The organism is Streptomyces hokutonensis, assembly GCF_042751305.1.
GTDB classification, from domain to species: domain Bacteria; phylum Actinomycetota; class Actinomycetes; order Streptomycetales; family Streptomycetaceae; genus Streptomyces; species Streptomyces hokutonensis_A.
The window spans coordinates 129,073-155,281 of sequence record NZ_JBHYWD010000023.1; the positions used below are offsets into that span (position 1 = coordinate 129,073).

General features: G+C 70.5%; 24 protein-coding genes. 14 read left to right on the top strand and 10 right to left on the bottom strand.

Going from position 1 to position 26,209, the window contains the following annotated elements:
* Positions 1-241 precede the first annotated feature (241 nt).
* From ACFXC1_RS40705 to rsmI, 6 genes are all read right to left on the bottom strand, one after another.
* Positions 242-1,171, bottom strand: coding sequence for a 4-(cytidine 5'-diphospho)-2-C-methyl-D-erythritol kinase (locus ACFXC1_RS40705; RefSeq protein WP_381252540.1), 930 nt, complete (start codon positions 1,169-1,171; stop codon positions 242-244).
* Positions 1,172-2,053, bottom strand: coding sequence for a 16S rRNA (adenine(1518)-N(6)/adenine(1519)-N(6))-dimethyltransferase RsmA (gene rsmA, locus ACFXC1_RS40710; RefSeq protein ID WP_381252542.1), 882 nt, complete (start codon positions 2,051-2,053; stop codon positions 1,172-1,174).
* Between the two features lie 85 nt (positions 2,054-2,138).
* Complete coding sequence (locus tag ACFXC1_RS40715; protein ID WP_381252544.1) at positions 2,139-3,428, bottom strand: ubiquitin-like domain-containing protein; 1,290 nt, start codon at positions 3,426-3,428, stop codon at positions 2,139-2,141.
* A gap of 130 nt (positions 3,429-3,558) precedes the next feature.
* Positions 3,559-4,437, bottom strand: a complete 879-nt coding sequence (locus ACFXC1_RS40720; protein ID WP_381252546.1) for a TatD family hydrolase — start codon at positions 4,435-4,437, stop codon at positions 3,559-3,561.
* Positions 4,438-4,484: 47 nt separating this feature from the next.
* On the bottom strand, positions 4,485-4,928 hold the full coding sequence (locus ACFXC1_RS40725; RefSeq protein ID WP_381252548.1) for a hypothetical protein: 444 nt from the start codon (positions 4,926-4,928) through the stop codon (positions 4,485-4,487).
* Between the two features lie 352 nt (positions 4,929-5,280).
* Positions 5,281-6,132, bottom strand: coding sequence for a 16S rRNA (cytidine(1402)-2'-O)-methyltransferase (rsmI, locus tag ACFXC1_RS40730; protein WP_381252550.1), 852 nt, complete (start codon positions 6,130-6,132; stop codon positions 5,281-5,283).
* A 95-nt stretch (positions 6,133-6,227) separates the two neighbouring features.
* Here rsmI and ACFXC1_RS40735 point away from each other — a divergent pair, with 95 nt between their 5' ends.
* Both ACFXC1_RS40735 and ACFXC1_RS40740 read left to right on the top strand, forming a co-directional pair.
* Positions 6,228-7,970 (top strand): dolichyl-phosphate-mannose--protein mannosyltransferase, encoded by a 1,743-nt coding sequence (locus ACFXC1_RS40735; protein WP_381252552.1) that lies wholly within the window; start codon positions 6,228-6,230, stop codon positions 7,968-7,970.
* 223 nt (positions 7,971-8,193) lie between these two features.
* Positions 8,194-10,500, top strand: coding sequence for a YncE family protein (locus tag ACFXC1_RS40740; RefSeq protein WP_381252554.1), 2,307 nt, complete (start codon positions 8,194-8,196; stop codon positions 10,498-10,500).
* A gap of 169 nt (positions 10,501-10,669) precedes the next feature.
* Here ACFXC1_RS40740 and ACFXC1_RS40745 read toward each other — a convergent pair whose 3' ends face one another.
* The gene (locus tag ACFXC1_RS40745) at positions 10,670-11,065 is read right to left on the bottom strand and encodes an ATP-binding protein (protein WP_381252556.1); all 396 of its coding nucleotides are present in this window, start codon (positions 11,063-11,065) and stop codon (positions 10,670-10,672) included.
* Positions 11,062-11,304 carry a hypothetical protein gene (locus ACFXC1_RS40750; RefSeq protein WP_381252558.1) on the bottom strand — a complete coding sequence of 81 codons (243 nt, stop codon included), beginning with the start codon at positions 11,302-11,304 and terminating at the stop codon, positions 11,062-11,064. The genes ACFXC1_RS40745 and ACFXC1_RS40750 overlap by 4 nt, the downstream gene beginning before the upstream one ends.
* A 118-nt stretch (positions 11,305-11,422) precedes the next feature.
* Here ACFXC1_RS40750 and ACFXC1_RS40755 point away from each other — a divergent pair, with 118 nt between their 5' ends.
* The 4 genes from ACFXC1_RS40755 (at position 11,423) to ACFXC1_RS40770 (ending at position 16,046) form a co-directional block, all read left to right on the top strand.
* Positions 11,423-12,298 carry a helix-turn-helix domain-containing protein gene (locus ACFXC1_RS40755; RefSeq protein WP_381252560.1) on the top strand — a complete coding sequence of 292 codons (876 nt, stop codon included), beginning with the start codon at positions 11,423-11,425 and terminating at the stop codon, positions 12,296-12,298.
* Positions 12,255-12,530, top strand: a complete 276-nt coding sequence (locus ACFXC1_RS40760; protein WP_381252562.1) for a DUF397 domain-containing protein — start codon at positions 12,255-12,257, stop codon at positions 12,528-12,530. Before ACFXC1_RS40755 ends, ACFXC1_RS40760 begins: the two co-directional genes overlap by 44 nt.
* Before the next feature lie 82 nt (positions 12,531-12,612).
* A complete protein-coding gene (locus ACFXC1_RS40765) occupies positions 12,613-14,244 on the top strand; it encodes a penicillin-binding transpeptidase domain-containing protein (protein ID WP_381252564.1) in 1,632 nt (543 codons plus the stop codon).
* Between the two features lie 182 nt (positions 14,245-14,426).
* Positions 14,427-16,046: a penicillin-binding transpeptidase domain-containing protein gene (locus ACFXC1_RS40770; protein WP_381252620.1), complete on the top strand. Its 1,620-nt coding sequence runs from the start codon at positions 14,427-14,429 to the stop codon at positions 16,044-16,046.
* Between the two features lie 3 nt (positions 16,047-16,049).
* Here the strand turns inward: ACFXC1_RS40770 and ACFXC1_RS40775 are convergent, their stop codons facing one another.
* A complete protein-coding gene (locus ACFXC1_RS40775) occupies positions 16,050-16,403 on the bottom strand; it encodes an SsgA family sporulation/cell division regulator (protein WP_019066592.1) in 354 nt (117 codons plus the stop codon).
* 170 nt (positions 16,404-16,573) lie between these two features.
* On the opposite strand from ACFXC1_RS40775, the gene ACFXC1_RS40780 reads away from it, so the two are divergent.
* The 8 genes from ACFXC1_RS40780 to ACFXC1_RS40815 all read left to right on the top strand — a co-directional run bounded on the left by ACFXC1_RS40780 (position 16,574) and on the right by ACFXC1_RS40815 (position 23,400).
* Positions 16,574-17,602: an energy-coupling factor ABC transporter permease gene (locus ACFXC1_RS40780; protein ID WP_381252566.1), complete on the top strand. Its 1,029-nt coding sequence runs from the start codon at positions 16,574-16,576 to the stop codon at positions 17,600-17,602.
* A gap of 1 nt (position 17,603) precedes the next feature.
* Positions 17,604-18,365 (top strand): cobalt ECF transporter T component CbiQ, encoded by a 762-nt coding sequence (gene cbiQ / locus ACFXC1_RS40785; protein ID WP_381252568.1) that lies wholly within the window; start codon positions 17,604-17,606, stop codon positions 18,363-18,365.
* Positions 18,353-19,117 carry an energy-coupling factor ABC transporter ATP-binding protein gene (locus ACFXC1_RS40790; RefSeq protein WP_381252570.1) on the top strand — a complete coding sequence of 255 codons (765 nt, stop codon included), beginning with the start codon at positions 18,353-18,355 and terminating at the stop codon, positions 19,115-19,117. Before cbiQ ends, ACFXC1_RS40790 begins: the two co-directional genes overlap by 13 nt.
* Positions 19,114-19,572, top strand: coding sequence for a MarR family winged helix-turn-helix transcriptional regulator (locus ACFXC1_RS40795; protein WP_381252572.1), 459 nt, complete (start codon positions 19,114-19,116; stop codon positions 19,570-19,572). Before ACFXC1_RS40790 ends, ACFXC1_RS40795 begins: the two co-directional genes overlap by 4 nt.
* A gap of 128 nt (positions 19,573-19,700) precedes the next feature.
* Positions 19,701-20,147: an organic hydroperoxide resistance protein gene (locus ACFXC1_RS40800; protein ID WP_381252575.1), complete on the top strand. Its 447-nt coding sequence runs from the start codon at positions 19,701-19,703 to the stop codon at positions 20,145-20,147.
* A gap of 37 nt (positions 20,148-20,184) precedes the next feature.
* Positions 20,185-21,351, top strand: a complete 1,167-nt coding sequence (locus ACFXC1_RS40805) for a serine hydrolase domain-containing protein (protein ID WP_381252577.1) — start codon at positions 20,185-20,187, stop codon at positions 21,349-21,351.
* A 67-nt stretch (positions 21,352-21,418) separates the two neighbouring features.
* Entirely contained in the window at positions 21,419-22,891 is a 1,473-nt protein-coding gene (locus tag ACFXC1_RS40810) for a purple acid phosphatase family protein (RefSeq protein ID WP_381252580.1), read from the top strand.
* Between the two features lie 89 nt (positions 22,892-22,980).
* The gene (locus ACFXC1_RS40815; RefSeq protein WP_381252583.1) at positions 22,981-23,400 is read left to right on the top strand and encodes a RidA family protein; all 420 of its coding nucleotides are present in this window, start codon (positions 22,981-22,983) and stop codon (positions 23,398-23,400) included.
* Between the two features lie 46 nt (positions 23,401-23,446).
* On the opposite strand, the gene ACFXC1_RS40820 is transcribed toward ACFXC1_RS40815, so the two are convergent.
* Positions 23,447-26,200: an alkaline phosphatase family protein gene (locus ACFXC1_RS40820; RefSeq protein ID WP_381252586.1), complete on the bottom strand. Its 2,754-nt coding sequence runs from the start codon at positions 26,198-26,200 to the stop codon at positions 23,447-23,449.
* Positions 26,201-26,209 lie beyond the last annotated feature (9 nt).

Below are 26,209 nucleotides of genomic sequence, written 5' to 3' on the forward strand. Positions count from 1 at the left end.
CCTGTACTGCTATTGCGGTACATCCGTGTGGAGATGGTGCGCAGAGCGCCTCAGGCACCCGCCCCGCGCAGTCGCTGCCGCGGGAGCAGGGCCGAGGCGGGCGCAGACGCCGGAGCCGAACGCGACGGAGGCGAGGGTCAGCCAGTTCCGTCGGGAGGCGCCGTCCGCCGCCTCAATTGCCCTTACGGTGCAGCGCAGTCAATGCGGCTTCGACAACACCGAACATGCGCATTTTCACAGTTCAGGCCGGGTTTTCGTGGACCTCGCGTGAAGGTCGGGCGATCACGGTCGCGCCGGCCGCCGGACCCGCCGCCGTACGTACCGTCCTGCATGTTCCGGAGGCCGCCAACGCCTCGGCCACCTTCGCCGCCGCCCCGGGGTCGCGGGCGAGGAACGCCGTCGTCGGGCCCGAGCCGGAGACCAGCGCGGCCAGCGCGCCCGCGGCGCGGCCCGCGGCGAGGGTGTCGGCCAGTTCCGGGAAGAGCGAAAGGGCCGCCGGTTCAAGGTCGTTGGAGACCGCGGCGGCCAGTGCGTCCGGGTCGCCCTTCGCGAGCGCGTCGAGGAGCGGCCGCGAGGCGACCGGCTCGGGGATGTCGACCCCTTCCGCCAGGCGGTCGAACTCCCGGAAGACCGCCGGGGTGGAGAGTCCCCGCTCGGCCATCGCGAACACCCAGTGGAAGGTGCCGCCGGTCTCCAGGACCGTGAGCTTCTCCCCGCGCCCGACGCCCAACGCCGCCCCGCCCACCAGGCTGAACGGCACATCGCTGCCCAACTCTGCGCAGATGTCCAGCAGTTCGGCCCGCGAGGCACCGGTGCCCCACAGCGCGTCGCACGCCACCAGCGCGCCCGCGCCGTCCGCGCTGCCGCCCGCCATGCCGCCGGCGACGGGGATGTCCTTGGCGATGTGGATGTGCACGGCGTCGCTGCGGCCGTGTCGCGCGGCGAGCGCTACGGCCGCCCTCGCGGCCAAGTTCGTGCGGTCCAGGGGGACTTGGGCCGCGTCCGGGCCCGAGCAGGTGACGCGGAGTTCGTCGGCCGGGGTCACGGTGACCTCGTCGTACAGGCCTACCGCGAGAAAGACGTTGGCCAGGTCGTGGAAGCCGTCCGGGCGCGCTGCGCCGACCGCGAGTTGGACGTTGACCTTGGCGGGGACGCGGACCGTGACGCTCACTTACTCGGACTCTCCCTCGTGCTCTGCGACCTTGTGTTCCGCGATGCGTGCGAACTCCTCGACCGTCAACGACTCCCCGCGCGCCTGCGGGGACACCCCGGCCGCGACGAGCGCCGTCTCGGCCGCCGCCGCCGAGCCCGCCCAGCCGGCGAGCGCGGCCCGCAGCGTCTTGCGGCGCTGCGCGAAGGCCGCGTCGACCACGGCGAAGACCTCGCGGCGGTCGGCGGTCGTCTTCGGCGGCTCCGACCTGCGGGTGAGCGCCACGAGTCCGCTGTCCACGTTCGGTGCGGGCCAGAAGACGGTACGGCCGATGGAGCCGGCCCGCTTGACCTCGGCGTACCAGTTCGCCTTCACGGACGGGACGCCGTACACCTTCGAACCGGGCGGCGCGGCAAGCCTGTCGGCGACCTCCGCCTGGACCATCACGAGGGTGCGCTCGATGGTCGGGAAGTGCTCCAGCATGTGGAGCAGGACCGGCACGGCCACGTTGTAGGGGAGGTTGGCGACCAGGGCGGTGGGGGGTGGGCCGGGGAGTTCGGTCACCTGCATGGCGTCCGAGTGGACCAGGGCGAAGTGGTCCGCCCGCTCGGGCATGCGGGCGGTGACCGTCGCGGGCAGTGCGCTCGCCAGTACGTCGTCGATCTCTACGGCGGTCACGTGGGCGGCCGCCTCAAGGAGGGCGAGGGTGAGTGAGCCGAGGCCGGGGCCCACCTCCACGACCACGTCGTCGGGGCGGACGTCCGCGGTGCGGACGATGCGGCGGACCGTGTTCGCGTCGATCACGAAGTTCTGGCCGCGTTGCTTGGTGGGGCGTACGCCCAGGGCTGCCGCCAGTTCGCGGATGTCGGCGGGGCCCAGGAGGGCGTCGGGGTTGCTGCTCACGGCACCTAGGGTACGGGGCCGTTTTTGGGTGCGGGTCCGTTGTGGCTGGTCGCGCAGTTCCCCGCGCCCCTTGGGGGCGCACACCTTAACCGTGCAGACGGGTCCCGCAGTGTGGCCACGGGCTCGCGCCCCGCCTCACGTACAGCTTCTTCGCCCTGAACGTCTGTTCCTCCGCCGAAGCGTCCTGGGGGCGGCCGGACCCTCCCAGGCTGTGCCAGGTGTGGGTGTCGAACTGGTAGAGGCCGCCGTACGTGCCGGAGGGGTCCACCGCGCCGGGGCGGCCGCCGGACTCGCAGGTGGCGAGGCCGTGCCAGTTGAGCTGGTCGGCGCCCTGGACCGAGGTGGGCATCGGTTTGGTGCCGACCCTCACCAGCTGGGGACGGGGTTCCTGGACCAGTTCCTCGTCGATGCGGCGGGGCTTCTCCTTGACGCCGTTGACCGTGCGGAACGCGTAGGTGGCGCGGCGCAGGCCCGGGCGGCCGGCGCGTTCGACGACCTCGGTGCCCTTGAAGAGGGTGGGGTCGTCGGTGCGTTCCACCTTGAAGGGGATCGCCTCCTCGCGGACCTCACGGGTGCCGGTGATCCGCAGGACCGTGATCGTCTGGCCGTCGCGCGGGAAACTCTCCGGCGGGACGGAGGTGGTGTCCTCGCCGTGCAGGCCGATGCCGGCCTCCCGGACCGCCTCGCCGACCGTCGCCGCGTTGGTGCGGATCGTGCGGGCGCGGCCGTCGGCCATGATCGTGACGGTGCGTTCGGTGCGCACGTCGAGGGCGAGTCCGGCTCGGCCGATGGGCTGGGAGCGAGAGGTCGAGAGGTATGCGCCCTCCGCGCGGACGCCGAGTTGTTCGAGGGCGCCGTCGACCGTTCGGGCCGTGGTCCACACCTCGCGCCGGTGCCCGTCGATGGTGAGGCGCACGGGGCGGCCGTAGCGGACCACGACCTCGTCGCCGCTGGCGAGGTCGGCGTCCCGGCCGGGGGCCACCACGTCGTGCTCGCCGACCTCGACGCCCTGCTGGGCGAGGAGTTCGGTGACGTCGTCGGCGAAGGTGTGCAGGGTTCGCGGGTTGCCGTCGACGCTCAGCTCGATCGCCTTGTCCTTGGCGACGAACGCGGTGGTGCCGCCGGCGAGGAAGGCGACGACCAGCGCCTGCGGGACCAGTCGGCGCATGGTGGAGCCGGTGGAGGCCGTACGGTCGGCTCTTCGTCTGCGGTCCGCCCGGCCCGGCGCCGCGGTCACCGTCTGCCGCGGGAACACGGGCTCCGGCGCCTCGTAGGCGGGGCGGTACGTGTCCTCGTACACCTCGGTGGGCTCGTCGGTGTACACATCGGCGCGCACACCGCGGTCGTACGTCTCGTAGGTCTCGTAGTTGCTCACGCCGACACGCTCCAGAAGGCCAGCAGGGTCCGGATCGGGCCAACAGAACCTAGCGGAGCGACCGTCACTCTCCAAAGCGACGCGGCTACTCAGGGTGGTGTTCGAAAGGGGCGCCGGGGTCTGCGGAGCCTCAATACCCGAAGGCTCGGGCCGTGTTCGCCGCGAGGGCCGTCGAGAGGGCGTCCTCGTCGATGCCCCGGACCGCCGCCATCGCGCGGACCGTGACCGGAATCAGATAGGGCGCGTTCGGCCGTCCGCGGTAGGGGGCGGGCGTGAGGAACGGGGCGTCGGTCTCCACGAGGACGAGCTCCAGTGGTGCCACGGCGAGCGCGTCCCGCAGGTTCTGGGCGTTCTTGAAGGTGACGGTGCCGGCGAACGACATGAAGTACCCGGCGCTCGCGCAGAGTTCGGCCATCTCCGCGTCGCCGGAGTAGCAGTGGAAGACGGTCCGCTCGGGGGCGCCCTCCTCCTTGAGGACGCGCAGGACGTCGGCGTGGGCGTCGCGGTCGTGGATGACCAGGGCCTTGCCGTGCCGCTTGGCGATCTCGATGTGCGCGCGGAAGGAGAGTTCCTGCGCCGCCTTGCCCTCGGGTCCGGTGCGGAAGTAGTCGAGGCCGGTCTCGCCGACGCCCTTGACGTGCGGGAGTCCGGCCAGCCGGTCGATCTCCGCGAGGGCCTCGTCGAGGGCCGTGTCGCCGCCGGGGGTCCTGGCGCCCTGCCGGGACCAGCCGTCGGGGTCGCCGTGCACGATGCGCGGGGCCTCGTTCGGGTGGAGGGCGACCGTCGCGTGGATCGCGTCGTACCGGGCGGCCGTCTCGGCGGCCCAGCGGGAGCCCTTCACGTCGCAGCCGACCTGCACGAGCGTCGTGACACCCACCGAGGCCGCCTTGGCGAGCGCCTCCTCCACCGTGCCGGACTGCATGTCGAGGTGGGTGTGGGAGTCGGCGACGGGCACCCGGAGGGGCTCCGGGAGCGGAGGCGCCGCGTTCTTGTCACTGGAGGCAGGCATGCCCCGATCCTACGAAAGGGGCATGCCCGCCCGGTCGCCGGAGGCGGTCAGCTCGCCTTGCGGTGGTGGAAGGGGTGCAGCAGGTCGGACAGGTGCCAGTGGTGGTGTTCCCCGGTCTCCGGCAGCGGGGTCACGGTCTCGTCCGTGGCGTCCGCGCCGTCCTCCGCCACCGCTGCCGCCGCCGCGCGGGGCCTGGGCGCCTGGTACTGCCGCTGCGCCGCGTCCCGTACCGACGACACCTGGCCGGCCCGCATGATGCGCACGACATGCCCGTCGCAGTTGTGGCACGCGGGGCGGCTCAGGGGCGACGGCACGACCTGGCCGTCCGCCACGTACATCACGAACTGGTGGCCGTCGGTGTCGACGTGGTGCTCGATCTCGTATGCCTGCTCCCAGCCGTGCCCGCACCGCATGCAGGCGAAGGAGTACGACTCGTTCACCACGGCGGTGGCAGCGCCCCGGAGGCCGGTCTGCCCTGCGATCTCACTCATGCCAGCTCCTGCTTTGCTTTCCGCTGGACAAGCGCCCCCGGCGAGGGGATTCCCCCCGGAATCCCGATGGAGGCGAGGGACGGGTACGTCCCTCACTCCAGTGGACGCCTCGGGCAGGACTGACGCACCAGTCCTGTCGACTGTTGGAGGCGATTTGGACTTTCCTTGTCGAATCGCCCTTCCGACCCGGTCGGGACTTTGCATTCGGCGACCGCGCTTTGCCCCGCCATGGGGCGCACGCTCATGGGAGGAGCGCCCTGCTCAGAGGGGATTCCGCCCCAGCTCAGGGGGGATTTCCGGGCGGGGTCGGCGGGGATTTCGGGCAGGCTTCAGAGAGGCTTCCGCGGAGGCTTCAGAGAGGCTTTTGCGCGGTCTTGGCGGCCACCACCGCATCGAACACCTCGCGCTTGGGAACGCCCGCTTCGACCGCGACCGCGGCGATCGCCTCCTTGCGCCGCTCCCCCGCCTCCTCGCGCACCCGCACCCGCCGCACCAGCTCCTCCGCGCCGAGCTCCTCGGCCTGCTCCGGCGCCCCCTCCACCACGACCGTGATCTCGCCGCGCACACCCTCCGCCGCCCACGCGGCCAGCTCGCCGACCGGGCCGCGCTTGATCTCCTCGTACGTCTTCGTCAGCTCCCGGCAGACGGCGGCCCGCCGCTCGGCGCCGAACGCCTCGGCCATCGCGGCGAGGGTGTCGTCGAGCCGGTGCGGCGCCTCGAAGTAGACGAGGGTGCGCCGCTCACCGGCCACCTCCCGCAGCCTCGACAGCCGCTCGCCCGCCTTCCGCGGCAGGAACCCCTCGAAGCAGAACCGGTCCACTGGCAGCCCCGACAGCGCGAGCGCGGTGAGCACGGCGGACGGTCCCGGTACGGCGGTCACCTTGATGTCCTTCTCCACGGCGGCGGCGACCAGCCGGTACCCCGGGTCGGACACGGACGGCATCCCCGCGTCGGTCACCAGCAGCACCCGCGCCCCGCCCACCAGGGCCTCGACCAGCTCCGGGGTGCGCGCCGACTCGTTGCCCTCGAAGTACGACACGACCCGCCCCTTCGGCTGCACCCCGAGCGCCTGGGTCAGCCGGCGCAGCCGCCGGGTGTCCTCGGCGGCGACCACGTCGGCCCCGGCCAGCTCCGCCGCGAGCCGGGGAGGGGCGTCCTGAATGTCGCCGATGGGGGTGCCCGCCAAAACAAGGGTTCCAGTCACGTCCCCATCCTCGCAGGGCCGACAGATCCGGACGCATCCGGACCGAGACCGCCCATGCACGGGACTCACACAGCGCTGTTCCCTACGATGGCGCGGTGACCAGTACCGCGTCCTCCACGGACACCCGGCAGGGCCAGGCCCCACAAGAGCAGCGGCCGTCGTGGCAGCAGCGGCTGCGCCGTTTCGGCTACACGGCGGGGCCCAGAAGCGACGTACGGGACCGGCTGACGCCGCCGTACGCGGAGCCCAGCCCCCGGCTGTGGGCGGCGCTCGGCTTCTCGCCGGGGCTCGTCGACCGCCTCACCCGCTGGTCGGGCTGGGGCGGCCCGCTGCTGGTCACGCTGATGGCCGGCGTGATGCGCTTCTACCACCTGGGCAGTCCGAAGGCGGTGATATTCGACGAGACGTACTACGCCAAGGACGCCTGGGCGCTGGTCCACCGCGGCTTCGAGGTCAACTGGGACAAGAACGCCAACGACCTCATCCTCAAGACCGGCGGACACGTCACCATCCCGACGGACGCGGCCTACGTCGTGCACCCGCCGGTCGGCAAGTACGTCATCGGCATCGGCGAGCTGATCTTCGGCTTCAACCCGTTCGGCTGGCGCTTCATGACGGCGCTGCTCGGCACGCTGACCGTGCTGATGCTGTGCCGCATCGGCCGCCGGCTCTTCCGCTCCACGTTCCTGGGCTGTGTCGCCGGCGTCCTGATGTCGCTGGACGGCCTGGCCTTCGTGATGGCCCGTACCTCGCTGCTCGACGGCGTGCTGATGTTCTTCGTGGTGGCCGCGTTCGGCTGTCTGCTGATCGACCGCGACAGGGCCCGGGAGAAACTCGCGGCGGCGCTGCCCGCCGACGCCTACGGCCGGGTCCGCCCCGACGCGCACACCGGCGACACCCTCTCCTTCGGCCGGCGCCCCTGGCGCTGGACGGCGGGCCTGCTGCTCGGCCTCGCCATCGGCACCAAGTGGAACGGCCTCTACATCACGGCCGCGTTCTTCGTGATGATGCTGATGTGGGACGTCGGCTCCCGCAAGGTCGCGGGCGCCCGCAACGCGTACGTGGCGGTCCTCAAGCACGACCTCGGCCTGGGCTTCCTGGCCACCATCCCGGTCGCCCTCGCCGTCTACCTCACCTCCTGGATCGGCTGGATCCTCTCCCCCGCCAACGGCACCGGCGGCTACTTCCGCAACTGGGCCGCGACCGACGGCAAGGGCGGCACCTGGAGCCACGTCCTGCCCGACTGGCTGCGCAGCCTGTGGCACTACGAGCACGAGGTCTACGAGTTCAACGTCGGCCTGCACTCGCCGCACACGTACATGTCCAACCCCTGGAGCTGGCTGGTCGACGGCCGCCCCGTCTCCTACTTCTACGAGTCCCCCTCCCCCGGCGCCGACGGCTGCCCGGTGAACGCGGGCGACAAGTGCGCCCGCGAGGTCCTCGCCATCGGCACGCCGCTGCTGTGGTGGGCCGCCTGCTTCGCGATCCTCTACGTCCTGTGGCGCTGGGCCTTCCGCCGCGACTGGCGCGCGGGCGCGATCGCCTGCGGCGTCGCGGCCGGCTACCTCCCCTGGTTCCTCTACCAGGACCGCACGATCTTCTTCTTCTACTCGATCGTCTTCCTCCCGTTCCTCTGTCTCGCGGTCGCGATGCTGATCGGCGCGATCATCGGCCCACCTGGCTCCAGCGACACCCGCCGCGTCACGGGCGCGGTGGGCGCGGGGGTACTGGTCCTGCTGATCACTTGGAACTTCATCTACTTCTGGCCGCTGTACACGGGGACGTCGATTCCTATTGATCAGTGGCGGTCGCGGATGTGGCTGGACACCTGGGTCTAGCTGGGCAGTTGCACGACGATGGCGCGGCAGTCTGCCGCGCCATCGTCGTTGAACGTCCGAGCCTTCTGCACAGGTGGGAATCCCGCCGGCTACCGCGAGGGCGGCGCAACCGTGCATCGCGGCCATGACCGGTAGGCCGACAAAGCCCACCTGTTGTCAGGGCCCGGCCATCCCCGTGCTAGGTTGCGCTCCTTGATCGTGAAGGTTATGTGGGGGGCCTTTCATGAAGCTGGCGCGATTCTCGCCGCCAACCATCACAGCGCTGCTCCTGGGACTGACGACTGTCATCGGTCCCGGCGCGGTCGACTCGTACGCGGCGTCGGACATACCGCTGCCGATCGCGCACTTCGCGCACATGGTCGTCGACGCCAGGCACGGACACCTGTACATCAGCGGCGGCGCCGGCACCGACGGCCTTCTCGTCACCGACCTCGACGGCGGCAACCCGACGATGATCAGTGGTGAGCCGGGTGCCACCGGTCTCGCCCTCTCCGACGACGGATCCGCGCTGTACGTGGCTCTCCCGGACCAGGACGCGATCGCGGCGATCAGCACGGAGAACCGGACCGAGTCGGCTCGTTACGGCACGGGCGCGGGCACCCATCCGGACTCGCTGGCCGTCGCCGGGGGCACTCTCTGGTTCGGGTACGGCACGGCAGGCGCCGGCGGCATCGGATCCGTCGACGGGGCCGGTACGGTCACTTTGCGGCAGGATTCCGGCAGTTGGGCAGCACAGCCGATGCTGGCGACGACCCCGACGCCCTCCGGCGTACTCGCGGCCGCCGTACAGACGGGCGACACCTCCGCCTTCGTCACATACCAGGCCGAGGGCGGTGCGCTGACCCGGAAAGCCGCGAAGGCGCTGCCCTTCCGCGATCTCAGCGACCTTGCGGTCACCGCGGACGGCCGGCATCTGGCGGTCTCGTCCGAGCAGGACCTGAACGCGAGCACCCAACGGTTCCGAACCTCTGATCTCGTAGCGGATGGGGGGTTCGCCGACGGGATGTACGCCACCGTCGCTGTGGCTCCGGACGGGACCATGGCCAGCGGCGACCGAAGCCTGTCCACGTTTCCGGAAACGGGCGAGGGCGACTACACCGAGTACGGCTACGACTCTCCGCTGCGCCTGGCCGCACACGGCCTTGCCTGGGCATCGGACGAGAGCCGGGTCTACGGCGTGGCCGTGGACGCTACCGGGGGATCGCCGACGCTCCACATCACTCGTACCCCGGAAACCGCGTGGGTCCGTCTCCACGGAAGCTCGACCACCACTCCACTGGCCCCGGGCGAGGCCTATTCGTTCCGGGCGGGCTTCGATTCGCCCCTTGCCCTCAGTGCCGGGGAATCCATGATTCCGGGCACCGTACGGATCACGCGCTACGACGACGCCGATCCGGACGGCGTGCTCATCTCGGACCCGACAACCACTCCGGCACGCGTGCCGATCGACTTCTTCGGCTCCTACTACGTCTCCGGCACCGCTCCCCTCACCGGCGCACTGAGCTTCCGCGTCGACTACTCCGGAAGCGGCCACTACGCCCCGGCCGGCCAGACCTTCGACATACCCGTCGCGAAGTACGCGCCCACCATGACGCTGACAGCTCCCTCGGCCGACGACCGTGCCGCGCCGATGACCGTCACCGGGCGACTCACCTGGCCGCATGCGCATGTGACGACCGGCGCGGTCCACGTCGTCAAAACCGACCCGGCGCACCTCTCCGGTTACTCGGTGGGCACCGTGCCCGTCGCCGCCGACGGCAGCTTCGCCTTCCACGACACCCCGCAGGTCGGCGGCGCGAACACGTACGCCTTCACCTACGACGGTGGCACGTCCTACCTCCCGGTCACGGCGTCGGCGAAGGTGCAGGTATCCCGAGCCGCTCCGGGTCTGAGTGTGACGACCGACGCGAAGTCGTACCACTCCGGCGCGACCGTCAAGGTCACCGCGCATCTGGGGACCACGTACAACTCCCGTCTCGTGACGCTGTACGACCAGCCCGCGGGCAAGCCGCGGGCGCAGCTCAAGAGCGGCAAGGTCGACGCGCACGGGAACCTCGTCGCGTACTACAAGGTCACCCGCAACACCGTCTTCAGCGCGGCCTTCGCGGGTGACTACCGCTACGCGCCGCGCACGGTGACCACCAGTGCGACCCTCACGCCGACGGTCCGGACGGCGATGCAGTACCCGCTTGCCACCACCCGCGTCGGATCCACCACCTATCAGGTCTTCTACAAGTCCGAAGTCAACATGGGCCTCGACCTCCAGGTCACTCCCCGCCAGTCCGGCGGCTGCACGACGGTGTACCTCGAGCACTACTACTCGGGGGCCTGGCACCAGGCCACCTCAGAGAGTTGCGTGCCCTTGTACGGCGACGGGTGGTACGGCTATGGCCGGGCTCTGAAGCTCTTCGCGAGCAACGACCGCTATCGCATCCGCGGCCACTACACACCGCCGGCCAAGGGCGCACAGACCGGCAGCGTGTGGAGCAACTGGACCTACCTCACGGTCCGCCCCGGCAGCCCCTCGTGAGGCCGAAACCCTCCGGGCCGTCCCACACCCGCAGCTGAACCGGCGGCACGAGTCGGGGCGCCAACCGGCCCTTCAAGAACCCGAAGGCGCAGCCGGCCGAACTGGCTTGCCCTGTAAGTCGGAGGGGAAGCGTGTGGCTGGACACCTGGGTGTACCGAACCCAGGACCCTCACCCCCGCACCTCGCACCACACCACCTTCCCGGACACCCCCTGCTCCACCCCCCACCGCACCGCCACCGCGTCCAGCAGCATCAACCCGCGCCCCGACTCCGCGCCGAGGCCGGTGTCGGTGGTGGCGTCCAGCAGGACGGGCAGGGCGCGCGGGTCGGGGTCGGTGACCTCGACGCGGATCCGGTCGTCGTCCGGGCCGACCCGGGCGACCCGCACCCGTACCGGCGTGCCCTCCCCCACGTGCCGGATGACGTTGCTCACCAACTCGCTGACGCACAGCTCCACTTCGGGGTGCGGGCCGTCGCCGCCGAGGTAACCGCGCACCGCGTGCCGTAGTTCGGGGACCGCCTTCGGTACGGCGAACAGGGCGGCCTCGAAGTGCGTCGCGTTCACCGTCCCGCCGCCTCTCGGAGTACGGCGGCCAGCCGGCGGGCCGTGTCGAGGTTGCAGTTGCCCAGCGCGACCAGCCCCTTGGAGCCTCCGGAGGTCCCCGCGAAGCTGGGCAGGTCCGCGCGGAGTGACGGGAGTGTGATGCCGTGCGCGGCGAGGGCGTCGCGGAGTTCCTCCACGCAGAGGACCGTGTCGTAGGGGTCGGCGGGAGTGGCATGGCCGGGGGTGGGGTGTGGGGGCATCTCGACGTGCGCCTTCCTGTGCTCTCTGTGACGAATCACTCACACAGTGACGTGACAGGCCCTACCGTGAAAGGAGTTCGAGTTACGCCTGTCAACGAGCAAATGGCGGTGGTGAGTTGTGCCCCCTCGCAAGGACACCGACGCGTCGGCGAACGTCCCGTCCTTCTACGGCGCGGAGTTGCGCTTCAAGAGGGAACTCGCGGGGCTGACCCTGGAGCAGTTGGCGGAGGGGAGTTATCGGGGGGTGCCGTTCCTGAGCCAGATCGAGCACGGGGAGCGGCGGATGCCGCTGGATCTGGCCCGGCATGTGGACAAGGTCCTCGGGACGGACGGGTTTTTCGAGCGCCGCTGTGAAGACGCGCGGAAGGCGAAGCAGTCGGGGCACGCGGAGTACTTCGCCGATGTGGCGGAGATGGAGCAGCACGCGTGCACTATCGAGGACTGGGCACCGATGCTGCTGCCTGGCCTGCTCCAGACATCGGCTTATGCCCGCGCGATCGTACGAGCCGCCATGCCTCGGGCCAGGGACGCCGAGGTGGAGAAGAAGGTGTCCGCCCGGATGGGACGAGCCAGCCTCTTCGAGGCCGACGACCCTCCTGCGTTCTGGGCGATTCTCGACGAGTCCGTGCTCCGCCGCCGAGTACTCGCCGATGACGGAATGACCGAGTTGCTGGAGCACGTCGCGCACGTCATCACGACCACTCGCTCCATTCTGCAGATCGTCCCGGAAACCTCCTCGACCCACCCGTTCATGATGGGCATGACCAGGACCATGACCTTCGCCGACGCCCCACCGGTGGTGTACGTCGAGAGCCTGCACAGCGGCCAACTCATCGACTATCCGGCGCTCGTGAAGGACTACCGCGAGTCGTACGATCTGCTCAGGGCCGCCGCACTGTCACCCGAGGCGTCCCTGGCCATGATCCAGGCAGCGGCAGAGGACTATCGAAATGGCAAGCACGAAGACCGACTTGAGCGCCGCCCTCTGGCGTAAGAGCAGCTACAGCAACGGCACCGGCGGCGAATGCTTGGAAGTCGCCGAAGCCTTCCCCGGCGCCGCCCGCTGGCGTAAGAGCACCTACAGCAACGGCACCGGCGGCGACTGCGTCGAGGTCGCCGACGGAGTCACCGGCATCGTCCCCGTCCGGGACTCCAAGGTCCCGAACGGCCCCGTACTGCTCCTCCCCGCCTCCGTCTGGTCCCCCTTCGTCGCCGGTCTCCGTTAGGACAACAAAAGGCAACACCCCTCACAGCTTTCCCCCACGCCCCATACAGTCGAGGGACTGATAACGGGGAGGGGAACGACCCATGCGCAAGGGGGTAAAAGCCACCGTCATCGGCAGTGTGTTCGCCGTGATGGTGGGAGGGGCGGGGTACGGGGCGTACAACCTCGTGTCTGCGTTGGGCGGGAGTTCGGGTGTGGGCGGTTCCGGCGGGCCCGCGCCCGTGAAGAGCGGGCCGCCGAGCGCGTCGGAGGTCAAGGACACGACGGCGAAGTTCTTCGCGGCCTGGGAGAAGGGGCAGGCGGTGACGGCGGCGTCGTACACGAACAACGACGCGGCGGCCGACACCGTGCTGGAGTCCTACAGCGGGGCCGGGCACATCACCGGGGTGAAGATCACCCCCGGTTCGGCGACCGGGGCCACCGTGCCGTTCACGGTGAAGGCGACGGTGTCGTACGACGGGAAGTCCAAGCCGCTGACGTACAGCAGCCGACTGACCGTCGTGCGGGGCAAGACCACCGGGCGGGCCCTCGTCGACTGGCAACCGGCCGTCATCCACCCGGAGTTGAAGACCGGCGACACCTTCGTCACCGGGGAGTCCGCGAGCCCGGCGATCGAGGCCGTGGACCGGAACGGGACCGTGCTGACCAAGGAGAAGTATCCGTCGCTCGGGCCGATCCTCGACGAGCTGCGCTCCAAGTACGGTGACAAGGCGGGCGGTTCGCCGGGGATCGAGCTGGCGATCAAGCACCAGGCCGAGGGCTCGGCCGACACCACGGTGCTGACCCTGGAGAAGGGCAAGGCCGGCAAGGTGCGCACGACGCTCAGCGCGAGCGCGCAGGCCGCCGCCGAGAAGGCCGTGACGAAGTACTCGGAGTCGTCGGTCGTGGCGCTCCAGCCGAGCACCGGGCAGGTGCTGGCGATCGCCAACCACCGCGACGACGGCTTCAACGCCGCGTTCCTTGGGCAGTTGGCGCCCGGGTCGACCATGAAGATCATCAGTGCCGCCACGCTCATCGACACCGGGCTGACGACGATGAACGGGCCCGCGCCCTGTCCGCCGTCCGCGGTGTCGGAGAGCCAGACCTTCCACAACCTCACCGGTCTCAAGCCGGACGAGGGCGCGACGCTCGCCGACAGTTTCGCCCGGTCCTGCAACACGGCGTTCGTGAAGTTCGCCGACTCGGTCAAGGTCGACTCCCTGACCAAGGAGGCTCAGGACCGCTTCGGGCTCGGCCGGGACAACTGGAAGACCGGAATCCCGTCCTTCGACGGCTCGGTGCCCGCGTCCGGCGGCCCGGACACCGCGGCGAACCTGATCGGCCAGGGCCAGGTGCAGATGAGCCCGCTGAACATGGCGTCGGTGACGGCGACCGCGAAGACGGGCACGTTCCGGCAGCCGGTGCTCGTCGCGCAGAGTCTCGACGACCGCCAACTGGCCACCGCGCAGGGCCTGTCGGCGAGTACGTCGGCGCAGCTGCGGGCGATGATGTACCGCACCGCGACCAGTGGCACCGCCGCCGGCATCATGGCCGGGCTCGGCCCGAACATCGGCGCCAAGACGGGTTCCGCCGAGGTGGACGGGCAGTCGAAGTCCAACAGCTGGTTCACCGGCTACCGGGGCGATGTCGCCGCGGCGGCCATGACGCAGGACGGCGGCCACGGCATCGACGCCGCAGGACCGATCGTCCGGGCGGTACTGGCGGCGAGTGGCTGAACTCACTCCGCGTGGAAAGTGAACTCACCCGCACAGGACGGGACTCTAGGGTGGGCGTGGTCGTTGGGGTGTGTGAGGGCTGAGGGCGACGGGGGCCCAAGGGGATTCGCGGAGGATCGGGAACTGTGGGCACGAGGGGCAAGAAGAAGGTCGCCGCCGAGCGGCGGAAGGCGAGACCCGCCATGGTCGGCGGGATGATCGCCGTGGCCGTCGTCGGCGCGGGCGTCGGCGCCTACGCGCTGTACGACGGCGGGGCGTCCGCCGAGGCGCGCACCCAGAGCGCCGACCACAAGGCCGTCAAGAAGGGCCCGTTGACGGCGGCCGAGGTCCAGACGACCGCGAAGCGGTACCTGGCCGACTGGCAGCAGGGCAAGGTCACCCAGGCCGCCGCCGCGACCGACAGGTCGACGGCCGCCGCCGCGCTGCTCACCGGCTACACCAAGAACGCCCACATGACGGGCGTCACCGTCACCGAGGGCACCCCCACCGGCGCCAAGGTCCCCTTCACCGTGAAGTGCACGGTGTCGTACAAGGGCCTCACCAAGCCGATGACGTACGCCACTTCACTTACGGTCGTGCGCAGCGCGAAGGACGGCAAGCCGTACGTGCAGTGGCACGCCTCCGTCGTCCACCCGGATCTCGCGGACGGCGACACCCTGGTGACGGGCGAGTCCGGCACTCCGCCGATCAAGGCCTACGACCGGGACGGCGGCGAGCTGACGACGGCCAAGTACCCGTCGCTGGGGCCGGTGCTGGACGGGCTGCGGGAGAAGTTCGGCAAGAAGGCGGGCGGCAAGGCGGGCATCGAGCTGCGGGTGGTCCGCGGCAAGACGTCCAAGGAGTCCGACAAGACGCTCGTCGAGCTGAGCAAGGGCACGCCGGGCAAGGTGAAGACGACGCTCAGTCCGACCCTCCAGGCGGCGGCCGAGACCCAGGTGAGCAAGCAGAAGAACTCCTCGGTCGTGATGATGCGCGCGTCGACCGGCGAGATCCTGGCCGTCGCGAACGCCTCGCACGGCTTCAACGTGGCCTTCCAGGGCTCGCTGGCCCCCGGCTCCACGATGAAGATCGTGACGTCGACGATGCTCTTCGAGAAGAACCTCGTCACCCCGGACGCGTCCCACCCCTGCCCCAAGACGTACAAGCTGGCGGGCTGGACCTTCCACAACGACGACGACTCGGAGATCAAGAAGGGCACGTTCAAGCTGGCCTTCGGGGCCTCCTGCAACAACGCCTTCATCAACTTCGCGCCCAAGCTGTCCAACAGCGACCTGACGACGGAGGCCCAGCAGGTCTACGGCCTCGGCATGAACAACTGGGCCATCGGCGTCCCCACCTTCGACGGCGCGATCCCGGTGCAGAGCGGCGCGCAGATGGGCGCCTCGCTGATCGGCCAGGGCGGGGTCCGCATGAACCCGCTGAACATGGCGTCGGTCTCGGCCACCGTCGACACGGGCACCTTCCACCAGCCGTACCTGGTCTCCCCGACGGTCGACAACCGCACGATCGCGAAGGCCTCGCGCACGATGTCGTCGACGACGCAGTCGGAGCTGAAGGAGGTCATGAAGTACACGGCGGACTACGGCACGGCGGCGAAGGCGATGGCCGGGCTCGGCTCCGACTACGGCGCGAAGACCGGCTCGGCGGAGGTCGACGGCCAGAAGAAGCCCAACGGCTGGTTCACCGCGTACAAGGGCGACCTCGTGGCCGCCGGCGTGGTCCAGGCGGGCGGCCACGGCGGCGACACGGCGGGTCCGATCGTGGCGGCCCTGCTGAAGCTGGGCAGCAGCCTCGGCGGCTGAGGCTCAGGTGCCGACGGGTGCGGCGGCCGTATAGGTCCGCCGCAGGAACCGCATGATCGTCTTCGTCTCGAACTGGACGACGGAGACGCCCTGTTCGGAGTGGAACTCGACCACGGCCTGCACCCGCCCGCACGGCCACACGCGCACCTCGCCGCTGCCGGCGGGGGCGCGCAGCCCCTCTTCCAGCAGCTCGCGGTCGAAGGTCCACGCATGCGGTCCGGGCAGGTCGATACGGACGGTTCGCGGATCGGATTCGGGGTCGTACCGCAGGACGACGGGCACGGCGGCGGGGTCCAGCCGGTCCACGTCCTCGTCGGTGACGATATGGGCTCGCGCGTACTGTTCGACTACGGACATCGGGCGGCCCCTTACGCTGAGTGACCTGTGTGAAAGCTGTGCATCCGCTTCCACTACCCCAATGTCGCATATTTTCCCGGGAGCGCCCCTCGGGGCGACAGATCTCACACAGCGGCCGGGGACTCTCTCGCTCTTGCAAAGAACTCGCAACAACCATCTAAAATCATCCCGTGCATGTCCCTGACGGATTCATAGACGCCCCCGTGTCCGCCGCGACCGGATTGGTCGCGGCCGGCGCCATCGCCGTGAGCCTGCGCGGTGCGCGCCGCGAACTCGACGAACGCACCGCACCGCTGGCCGGCCTGGTCGCCGCCTTCATCTTCGCCGTCCAGATGCTCAACTTCCCCGTCGCGGCCGGCACCAGCGGCCACCTCCTGGGCGGCGCGCTGGCCGCGATCCTCGTCGGCCCGTACACCGGCGTCCTCTGCGTCTCGGTCGTCCTGCTCATGCAGGGCATCCTCTTCGCGGACGGCGGCCTGACCGCACTCGGCGTGAACATCACCGACATGGCGATCACGACCACGATCGTCGCCTACGCCGCCTTCCGCGGCCTGGTGAAAATGTTGCCCCGCACCCGCCGCTCGATCACGGCCGCGTCCTTCACCGCCGCCCTGCTCTCCGTCCCCGCCGCCGCCCTGGTCTTCACCCTCCTCTACGGCCTCGGCGGCACCACCGACGTCTCCCTCGGCAAGGTCGCCACCGCGATGATCGGCGTGCACGTCCTTATCGGCATCGGCGAGGCCGCGATCACCGCGCTGACGGTCGGCGCGGTGATCGCCGTACGCCCGGATCTGGTGTACGGCGCGCGCGGCCTGGAGCAGCGGCTGAAGCTCCGCGTGAACGGCGAACTCGTCGACGCGGCCCCTCAGTTGGCCCCCGCGCGCAGCACTTCGCACCGCAAGGTGTGGCTCACCGGCCTCGCCGCCTCCCTCCTCCTCGCCGGTTTCGTCAGCTTCTACGCCTCCTCCAACCCCGACGGCCTGGAGAAGGTCGCCGCCGACCAGGGCATCGACCGCGCGGCGAAGGAGCACGCCTCGGCAGACTCCCCCCTTGCGGACTACGGCGTCCGCGATGTCGAGGACGCCCGGCTCTCCGGCGGCCTGGCGGGCGTGATCGGCGTCGGCGTGACGGTCGTGGCGGGCACGGGCGTCTTCTGGGCGGTCCGCAAGCGCCGTACCACTTCCTCCCAGGCGGCCTGAGATGGGCGCGGGCCACGCCCACCGGCTCTACCGGCACGGCCACTCCCCCGTCCACGCGCTGCCGCCGCACACCAAGCTGGCCGCTGTCTTCGCGTTCGTGGTGGTCGTGGTGTCGACCCCGCGCGAGGCGATGTGGGCGTTCGGGTCGTACGCCGTGCTGCTGGGCCTGGTCGCCCACGCGGCGCGCGTACCCGCGGGCTTCCTCCTCCGCCGCCTGCTGATCGAGGTGCCCTTCGTCGCGTTCGCGGTGCTGATGCCCTTCGTCGCGGAGGGCGAGCAAGTGACCGTCCTGGGCCTCGAGTTGAGTGTGAACGGCCTCTGGGGCGCCTGGAACGTCCTCGCCAAGGGCACGCTCGGCGTCGCCGCCTCCGTCCTCCTCGCCGCCACCACCGAACTCCGCGAACTCCTCCTGGGACTACAGCGGTTGAAGCTCCCGCCGCTCCTCGTGCAGATCGCGTCCTTCATGATCCGCTACGGCGATGTCATCACGGACGAGATGCGCCGGATGCGGATCGCCCGCGAGTCACGGGGTTTCGAGGCCCGGGGCATCCGCCACTGGGGCGTGCTCGCGAAGTCGGCGGGCGCGCTGTTCATCCGCTCCTACGAACGCGGGGAGCGGGTCCATCTGGCCATGGTGAGCCGGGGTTACGCGGGCTCCATGCCGGTGATCGACGAGGTGACCGCGTCCCGGGCGCAGTGGTCGTACGCCCTCGCACTGCCCTGTGCCGCCCTTGTCGTATGTCTGTTGGGATGGACGCTGTGACCGACTCCCCTTCGCTGGATGTCTCCGGGCTGGCCTTCGCCTACCCCGACGGCCATCAGGCCCTGTTCGGCGTCGACTTCACCGTCGCGCGCGGTGAACGGGTCGCCCTGCTCGGCCCGAACGGCGCCGGCAAGACCACCCTCGTCCTGCACCTCAACGGCATCCTCACCGGCGGCGCCGGCACGGTGACGGTGGCCGGACTCCCGGTCGGCAAGCGGCACATGGCGGAGATCCGGCGCCGGGTCGGCATCGTCTTCCAGGACCCCGACGACCAGCTCTTCATGCCGACGGTCCGCGAGGACGTGGCGTTCGGCCCGGCGGCGGCCGGGATGAAAGGAGCCGAGCTGGAGCAACGGGTGCGTACGGCACTGGAGTCGGTGGGGATGACGGACTTCGCGGACCGTCCGCCGCACCACCTGTCGTTCGGGCAGCGGCGAAGGGTGGCCGTGGCAACCGTGCTCGCGATGGAACCGGAGATCCTCGTCCTCGACGAGCCCTCCTCCAACCTCGATCCCGCCTCCCGTCGCGAACTGGCCGACATCCTGCGGTCGTTGGACGTGACCGTCCTCATGGTCACGCACGACCTGCCGTACGCCCTGGAGCTGTGCCCGCGTTCGCTGATCCTGAGCGAGGGCGTGATCGCGGCGGACGGCGCGACCGGCGAACTCCTCTCCGACGACGCGCTGATGCGGGCCCATCGTCTGGAGTTGCCCTTCGGGTTCGACCCGCGGTCCGTGACAATGGGCGCGTGACGAACGAGGACCATACGTCGCTGCTCCTCGACGAGCAGCTGTGCTTCGCGCTGTACGCGGCCCAGCGCGCGCTGACGGCCGCGTACCGCCCGCTCCTTGAGGAGCTGGAGCTGACCTACCCGCAGTACCTCGTCCTCCTCGTGCTGTGGGAGCGCGGCGAGAGCACGGTCAAGGATCTCTCGACCGCCCTGCGCCTCGACTACGGCACGCTGTCTCCGCTCCTGAAGCGCCTGGAGGCGGCCGGACTCGTCCACCGCGAGCGGTCCGCCCACGACGAGCGCTCGGTGGTGGTCGCGTGCACGGAGCGCGGCAGCGCGCTGCGAGAACGCGCGGCCCGGGTGCCGGGCGCGCTGCTCGCGGCGACGGAGCTGGAGATGCCGGAGGTCGTGCGGCTGCGCGCGGAGCTGTGGCGGCTCGCGGAGCGCGCCGGGGCGGCGGCGGAACGGGCCCGCTGACCTCGGGTTACCCGCGGTTGCTACCCCCTGGTGGCGGTGGGTGCCCTACCGGTCAGTATCTTGTGCACGATGTAGTTGCCCACTCTTGTATTTCCGTCCTGTGTTTCCGTTCTGGGGGAGGTCCCGCCATGGCCGACGACACCGCCGTCGACACCCGCCCGACGAAGATCATGTACGTCGCCGAGGCCACCGCCCACGGCGGCCGGGACGGCTATGTCAGCAGCCAGGACGGCCAGCTCGCCCTCCAGGTCGCGATGCCCCCGGCCATGGGCGGCGACGGCAACGGCACCAACCCCGAGCAGCTCTTCGCGGCCGGCTACAGCTCCTGCTTCCACAACGCGCTGGTCCTGGTCGGCCGTAGGGCCGGCTTCGACCTGACCGGTTCCACGGTCGCCGCCAAGGTCGGCATCGGCCCCAACAAGCAGAAGGGCTACGGCCTCGCCGTCGCCCTGAGCGTGTCCCTCCCGGTCCTCGACCCGGGCATCGCGGCCAAGCTGGTGGACGCGGCCCACGAGGTGTGCCCGTACTCGAACGCGACGCGCGGGAACATCGACGTCACGATCCTGCTTGGTTGAGGTAGGACAGCGGATCGGCGGGACCAGGAGTGCGGACGTGGACGTGAACGGCGTGGTGGCCCAGGGCTTCGAGCCGGTCAGGGAGGCGTTCGCCGCCAACTTCGAGGTGCGCGGGGACCGGGGCGCGGCCGTGACCGTGTACCGGGACGGGCACCCGGTCGTCGACCTGTGGGCCGGCACCAAGGACGTCGACGGCACCGCGCCCTGGCAGCGGGACACGGCCCAGATCGTCCGCTCGGCGACGAAGGGCGTGGCGGCGGCCGTACTGCTCCTGCTCGCACAGCGCGGGGAACTGGACCTGGACGCTCCGGTCGGCGAGTACTGGCCGGAGTACAAGACGGCCGGCAAGGAACACACGCTCGTGTGGCACCTGCTCGCGCACCGCGCGGGTGTGCCGGTGCTGGACCACCCGCTGACCCCGGTACAGGCCGCCGATCCGGTGCAGGGCGCTGCTGCCGTGGCGGCGCAGGCGCCCGTGTGGGAGCCGGGCACGGACCACGGGTATCACGCGCAGACGTACAGCTGGCTGACCGGTGAGCTCGTCCGCCGGGTGACGGGCCGGTCGATCGGTGAGTGGATCGCGGAGGAGATCGCGCGTCCGGTCGGGGCGGATCTGTGGGTGGGGCTGCCGTCCGGTGAGGCGGGGCGGGTGGGCCGGGTGGCGCAGATGGAGGCGCCGCCGACCGCGGACGCGGGGGTCCTCCGTGTACGCCCCAAGCGCTCGGTCTCCGAGGCCTACGCGAACCCCGACTCCCTCACCCGGCGCGCGTTCGGGGCGATCACGCCGATGCCGGACGAGAACGACCCGGCATACCGGGCCGCCGTACTCCCCGCCTCGAACGGCATCGCGACGGCGGACGGCCTGGCCCGCTTCTACGCCTCCCTGATCGGCGAAGTCGACGGCGGGGTACGGCTGTTCACCCCCGAGACGGCCGAGCTGGCCCGCACGGAACGCTCCTCGGGCCCCGACCGCGTCCTCGTGATCAACACCCGTTTCGGCCTCGGCTACATGCTGCACGGCGGCGCGTCCCCACTCCTCTCCGCCGGCTCCTTCGGGCACCCGGGCCGGGGCGGCGCGCTCGGCTTCGCGGACCCCGATTCGGGCATCGCGCTCGGGTATGTGACGAATTCGTTCCGCAAGAGTGTGACGGCTGATCCACGGGCGCAGGCGCTGGTCAGGGCAGTGCGCACCGCCCTGTCGTAGCGCACTGGTACGGCTACGGCCGTCGGCACCACGGCCGGCGTTCACGGCACCGGGGCAACAATGGGGTATGCGCTGCTGTTTCTCGGCTCCCCTCGCGGCCCTCTCCGCGCTCCCCACTCCCTACGACGTCCTGCGCTCCGGCACGCTCCTCGCCCCCGCGCTGCTGCGTGCCGCCCAAGCCCGTCCCGGACGCGGCGGATTCCGCCAACTGGCCGCCGTCCACCTGGAGTTGGTCACCCTCACCGAGGACAGCGCCATCATCACCTGGCACACCCGGATACCCGGCACCGACGACGGCTTCGGCCACCCGCTCCCCGCGGTCACCGAGGGCGAGGTCGCCTACGGCACCCACCCGGCCCGGCTCAACCGCGTCGCGGCCGAGGACCGGCCCACCGCGCACCACCAGGTGGAGCTGACCGGCCTGGAGCCCGGGCAGACGTACTACTACCGGGCCCGCTCCCGGGGTGTGACCGCCGTACCGACGCCGTTGCAGCACGTGCGCGGGAACGCCGTCGGCACCTCGCGGCACGGGCTCGGCTCGCTGACCGGCACGTACTCCTTCACCACGCCCCAGCCCCCGCCCGGCAGGCACCTGCTGTCCATCGCCCTCTGCAACGACCTGCACCTCGGTGAGACCACCGCGGGCCGCATGGCGGGCTTCCCGCTGCTGCGCGGGGTGTCGCAGGCGGCGGGCCTCGCCGCCTATCCGGAGATCATGACCCGGGCCCTGGTCGAGGAGGCCAGGCGGCGCGGTGCGGACGTCCTGCTCGCCGCCGGGGACATCTCGGCGGGCGGATCGCCGCGGGACCTGGCCGAGGCCAGACGCATCCTGGACGGCTTCGGCACGCTCGGCCGGGACTACCTCGTCGTACGCGGCAACCACGACCGTGCGGGGAGTTCCGCCGACACCTTCCACGAGGGGTTCCGGGAGGGCTTCGGCGACGGGCCCGGGTACTTCGCGCATGATCTCGGCGGGCTGCGGATCATCGGCCTCGACACGTACGCCAAGGCCGGCAACGGGGGTGACGCGGGTGGGCTCGGCGAGGAGCAGTTGTCCTGGTTCCGGGGCCGGTTGAGGGCCGAACCGGACCGGCCGACCGTCGTCTTCGGCCACCATCCGCTGACCGTACGGGACTCCGTGTTTCCGGTGACTCGGGGGCAGCAGCTCGATCGGCGGCAGGCGCGCGCGATCGTCGACGCGTATGCCTCGGCGCCGGGGGTTTTCCTGCACCACGCGGGGCACACCCACCGGAACAAGCGGACGCCGCTGGTGCGGGCGCCGCATGTCGTGCAGCAGGAGGTCACCGCCGCGAAGGACTATCCCGGTGGGTTTCTGCTGCTGCGGGTTCACTCCGGGGGGTATGCGCTCAACCACTACAAGGCCGGTGGGATCGAGGCTCGTGAGTGGGGGGAGCGGTCGCGGCGGGTGGCCGGGGGGTTGTGGCCGCATCACGCGCTGGGGCGGGCGGCGACGGATCGTAACAGCGTTCGGGCCCATGACCTGTCCGGGGTCGGGTCGCTCGGGGTGTCCGTTGCCTGAGGACGGGTAGTCAGTTGGCTGCTGCGCCGTCGTGGCCGGTCGCGCAGTTCCCCGCGGAATGGTCGGAGTATGCGAGACGTTTCCCGTCCATGACGCCCAAGAACGACAGCGCCGACACCCGCACGATCACCAACCCGCCCACGCTCCACGACCCGACGCCGTTCGGCTACAGCCACGCGGTGTCGGCACCCGGTGAACTCGTCTTCATCGGCGGCCAGTACGCGTCCGACGAGACGGGCGCACCGGTTCCGGGCGACTTCGCGGCTCAGGTGGAGGTGGCCTTCGCCCGGCTCCGCGCGGCCCTGGAGGGCGTGGGCCTCGGCTTCGAGCACGTGGTGCGGCTGGGCACGTTCGTCGTCGACCACGACCTCACCAGGCTGGAGACCCTGGGCAAGGCCCTGCACGCACACTTCGGCGACCGTCTGCCGGCCCAGACGCTGAGCGGGGTCGCCTCGCTCGCGCTGCCCGGGATGCTGTTCGAGGTGGACGCGGTGGCGGTACGCCCCTGACCGGCGGTGACGCCGGTCAGGGACCGTTGACGGGCCGGGGCTCCGGTCAGCCGTCGGACTCCGGCGACGGGAGGTAGGCGCCCGGTACCTCGTCCGGCGTGTAGAGCTTCTTGTCGCCGGGGTAGGGCTTGGTCCAGTTGTGGGTCTGGTACCAGGTGTAGCGGTTCATCTGGGTGGGGTTGGCGTAGTCGGGGACCGCGTTGGGGCCCGTGAGGCGCTGGTGGGACGCCCAGGTCTTCCACTCGGCCGCGAGCGTCTTCTCGGCCGGAGGTACCGACACGGACGTCGGTGCGGGTGCCGCCAGGGTGTCCTGGGCCGCCGGGGTGTCCGAGCCGCAGGACGGCTGGGGGCTCACGCCGAGGGTGAGGGACGTGCGGTTGGGGACCGCGGTGAACGGGGTGTCGTCGGCCTTGCTCGTGAACGCCCCGTACATCGGGGTGGCCGCGCTGTCGAGCTGGTTCATCGGGTGGATGCCGAGGATCTGCTCGACGGTACGGACCATGGTGATCTGCGAGTAGTAGTGGTCGTCGACCGTGCCGTGCTTGGCGTAGGGGCTGATGACCTGGACCGGGGCGCGGTGGCCGTCGACGTGGTCGAGGCCGGCCTGGGAGTCGTCCTCGACGACGAAGATCGCCGAGTCCTTCCAGTACTTGCTGTGGGTGATCTTGTCGACCATCCGGCCGACCGCGAGGTCGTTGTCCGCAACCTCGGCGGCGGCATTCGCGGGGCCGCCGGTGTGGTCGTTGGAGAACCAGAACATGTTCAGGTTCGCCGGGCCGCTCTTGTCGAAGTCCTGCTGCCAGATCTGCTCTTTGTAGATGTCCGGGACATCGAGGTCGAAGAGCGGGAACCCCTGCACCGACACGTTGTTGAGGGAGGGGATCGCCGAGCCCGTCTTGATGGGGTAGGCGGTCCCCGCTCCCGTCGCGGCCATGTTCTTGCTGTCGCAGTACAGGTTCTGCCAGGTCGCGCCGGCCGGCTTGGTCTCCAGCGACTGGAACTCGCCGAAGTCCTTGACGGACTTGCCGGCCGCCTGCGCGCCGGTCCAGATGAACCCGGTCTTCTGGTGGCCGAGGACGTCGTTCTCGGTGTCGTAGCTGCGCGTGTACTCGCCGGCCGAGGACTCGGTGTACTCCGGGTTGTCCGACTGCATCAGCCAGTTGTGGCCCTCGGCGGAGTTGGTGCCGATGTCGTAGAAGTTGTCGTAGAGCCCGAACTGCTGCGCCAGCGCGTGCTGGTTGGGCGTCACGTTCTCGCCGAACTGGGTGAGCGAGGCGTTGCCGTTGCCCTGCGGGAGGTCGCCGAAGACCTGGTCGTAGGTGCGGTTCTCCTTGACGAGCAGGAAGACGTGCTTGATCGTCGAGGGGTCGCCGAGCCGGGCGGGGACCGGGACGGCCTTCGTGTAGCTCCTGCCCTTGGCCGTGGTGACCGAGCCGGGCGTCCAGCCGTTCTGCTTGAAGACCTTGGCCGTCTGGGACCTGACGACGAGGTCGCTCGGCAGCGTGAACTGCGTGAGGCTCGACGTCGTGTCGTGCGTGTTGTGGCCGGCCGCGTCGGGGCGGAGCGCGTCCACGCCACGGGTGTTGGCGACGACGATCTGCTTGCCGTCGGCCGTGATGCCCGACGGGAAGTAGTCGGTGGGAAGCAGGCCGACGTAGCGGGCGGGCTGCTGCGGGGAGCTGTAGCGGTAGACGGCGACCGCGTTGGCGCGGCCGAGCGTGACCAGCAGACGGCCGTCGTCGGTGAGCGTCACCGCGTTCGGCTCGTAGCCCACGGACGCCTCGGGCCACGGCTGGGTGGCGATCGTCTGGACGACCTTGTCCTTGCGGGTGTCGATGACCGAGACGCTGTTGTCGGCGGTGTTGGTGACGAACACCGCGCCCTTCTTGGCGTACACGGCGGTCGGGTGCAGTCCTACGGCGATGGTGCCGACGGCGGCGGAGGGGTCGGCGGTGTCGATGACGCTGACCGTTCCGGTGGTGCTGGCACCGGTGTTGGGGTTCGCCGGCACGTCGGTGCCGTAGGAGTTGATGGTGGTGTCGCCGGCCTTCGCCGGGCGCCCGCCCTCGTTGCTGACGTACAGCTTGCCGCCGACGAGCGCGATTCCGCGCGGGGCGTTGCCGACTGCCCAGGTCTGCTTGATGGTTCCGGTGGCCGCGTCGATGGCGACGACCTTGTTCTGGCCGTTGACCGCGGAGTAGACCGTGGAGCCGTCGGCGGAGAAGACGGCCGCGCCCACGAGGGCCTGCTTGGCGCCGTCGGCCGTGATCGGGACGGCGGTGGGGGCGGCGAGGGTTCCGTCGGCGTTGACGGTGAACTTGGTGTAGCCGTTCGCCTGTCCGAGCCACAGCTGCTTGCCGTCGGGCGAGTAGGTCGGGCCCTCCTGGCCGACGGCGCCGCTGCTGATGCGCAGGTCGTCCGCCGCGTTGGTGCCGATCTTCTGCTTGATCTGACCAGTAGTCAGGTCCATGACCACCAGAGAGGCGTCGCCGTCGGCGATCGAGGCCGCGAAGTGGGTGCCGTCCGGGCTGACCGTGGACGACATGATCTTGCCGTCGTTGATGACGGTACGGCTGCCGTACGGCTTGATGTACTGGTCGCTGGAGATGACCTGGCCGTTGGCGGTGGTCTGCCCGACCTGCTGGGTGCCGAACTGGTATGTCGAGGCGACCGCCGTGCCCGTGACACCGAGGGCGACGGCGATACCCGTCGTGACCATCAGTGCCCGGCGGCCGACGTGTCTGCCGAAGAGGTTGACCTGGTTCTTCTCGTTGATCCGACGCTGGCGGGTTACCTGCACGGAACTGTT

Excerpts from the sequence above, each read along its gene's own strand:
- ACFXC1_RS40720 (WP_381252546.1), bottom strand. The coding sequence starts at position 4,437 with ATGCCTGCCTCCAGTGACAAGAACGCGGCGCCTCCGCTCCCGGAGCCC.
- ACFXC1_RS40725 (WP_381252548.1), bottom strand. The coding sequence starts at position 4,928 with ATGAGTGAGATCGCAGGGCAGACCGGCCTCCGGGGCGCTGCCACCGCC.
- ACFXC1_RS40740 (WP_381252554.1), top strand. The coding sequence starts at position 8,194 with ATGAAGCTGGCGCGATTCTCGCCGCCAACCATCACAGCGCTGCTCCTG.
- ACFXC1_RS40750 (WP_381252558.1), bottom strand. The coding sequence starts at position 11,304 with ATGCCCCCACACCCCACCCCCGGCCATGCCACTCCCGCCGACCCCTAC.
- ACFXC1_RS40760 (WP_381252562.1), top strand. The coding sequence starts at position 12,255 with ATGGCAAGCACGAAGACCGACTTGAGCGCCGCCCTCTGGCGTAAGAGC.
- ACFXC1_RS40765 (WP_381252564.1), top strand. The coding sequence starts at position 12,613 with ATGCGCAAGGGGGTAAAAGCCACCGTCATCGGCAGTGTGTTCGCCGTG.
- ACFXC1_RS40770 (WP_381252620.1), top strand. The coding sequence starts at position 14,427 with ATGGTCGGCGGGATGATCGCCGTGGCCGTCGTCGGCGCGGGCGTCGGC.
- ACFXC1_RS40775 (WP_019066592.1), bottom strand. The coding sequence starts at position 16,403 with ATGTCCGTAGTCGAACAGTACGCGCGAGCCCATATCGTCACCGACGAG.
- cbiQ (WP_381252568.1), top strand. The coding sequence starts at position 17,604 with ATGGGCGCGGGCCACGCCCACCGGCTCTACCGGCACGGCCACTCCCCC.
- ACFXC1_RS40790 (WP_381252570.1), top strand. The coding sequence starts at position 18,353 with ATGGACGCTGTGACCGACTCCCCTTCGCTGGATGTCTCCGGGCTGGCC.
- ACFXC1_RS40800 (WP_381252575.1), top strand. The coding sequence starts at position 19,701 with ATGGCCGACGACACCGCCGTCGACACCCGCCCGACGAAGATCATGTAC.
- ACFXC1_RS40810 (WP_381252580.1), top strand. The coding sequence starts at position 21,419 with ATGCGCTGCTGTTTCTCGGCTCCCCTCGCGGCCCTCTCCGCGCTCCCC.
- ACFXC1_RS40815 (WP_381252583.1), top strand. The coding sequence starts at position 22,981 with ATGACGCCCAAGAACGACAGCGCCGACACCCGCACGATCACCAACCCG.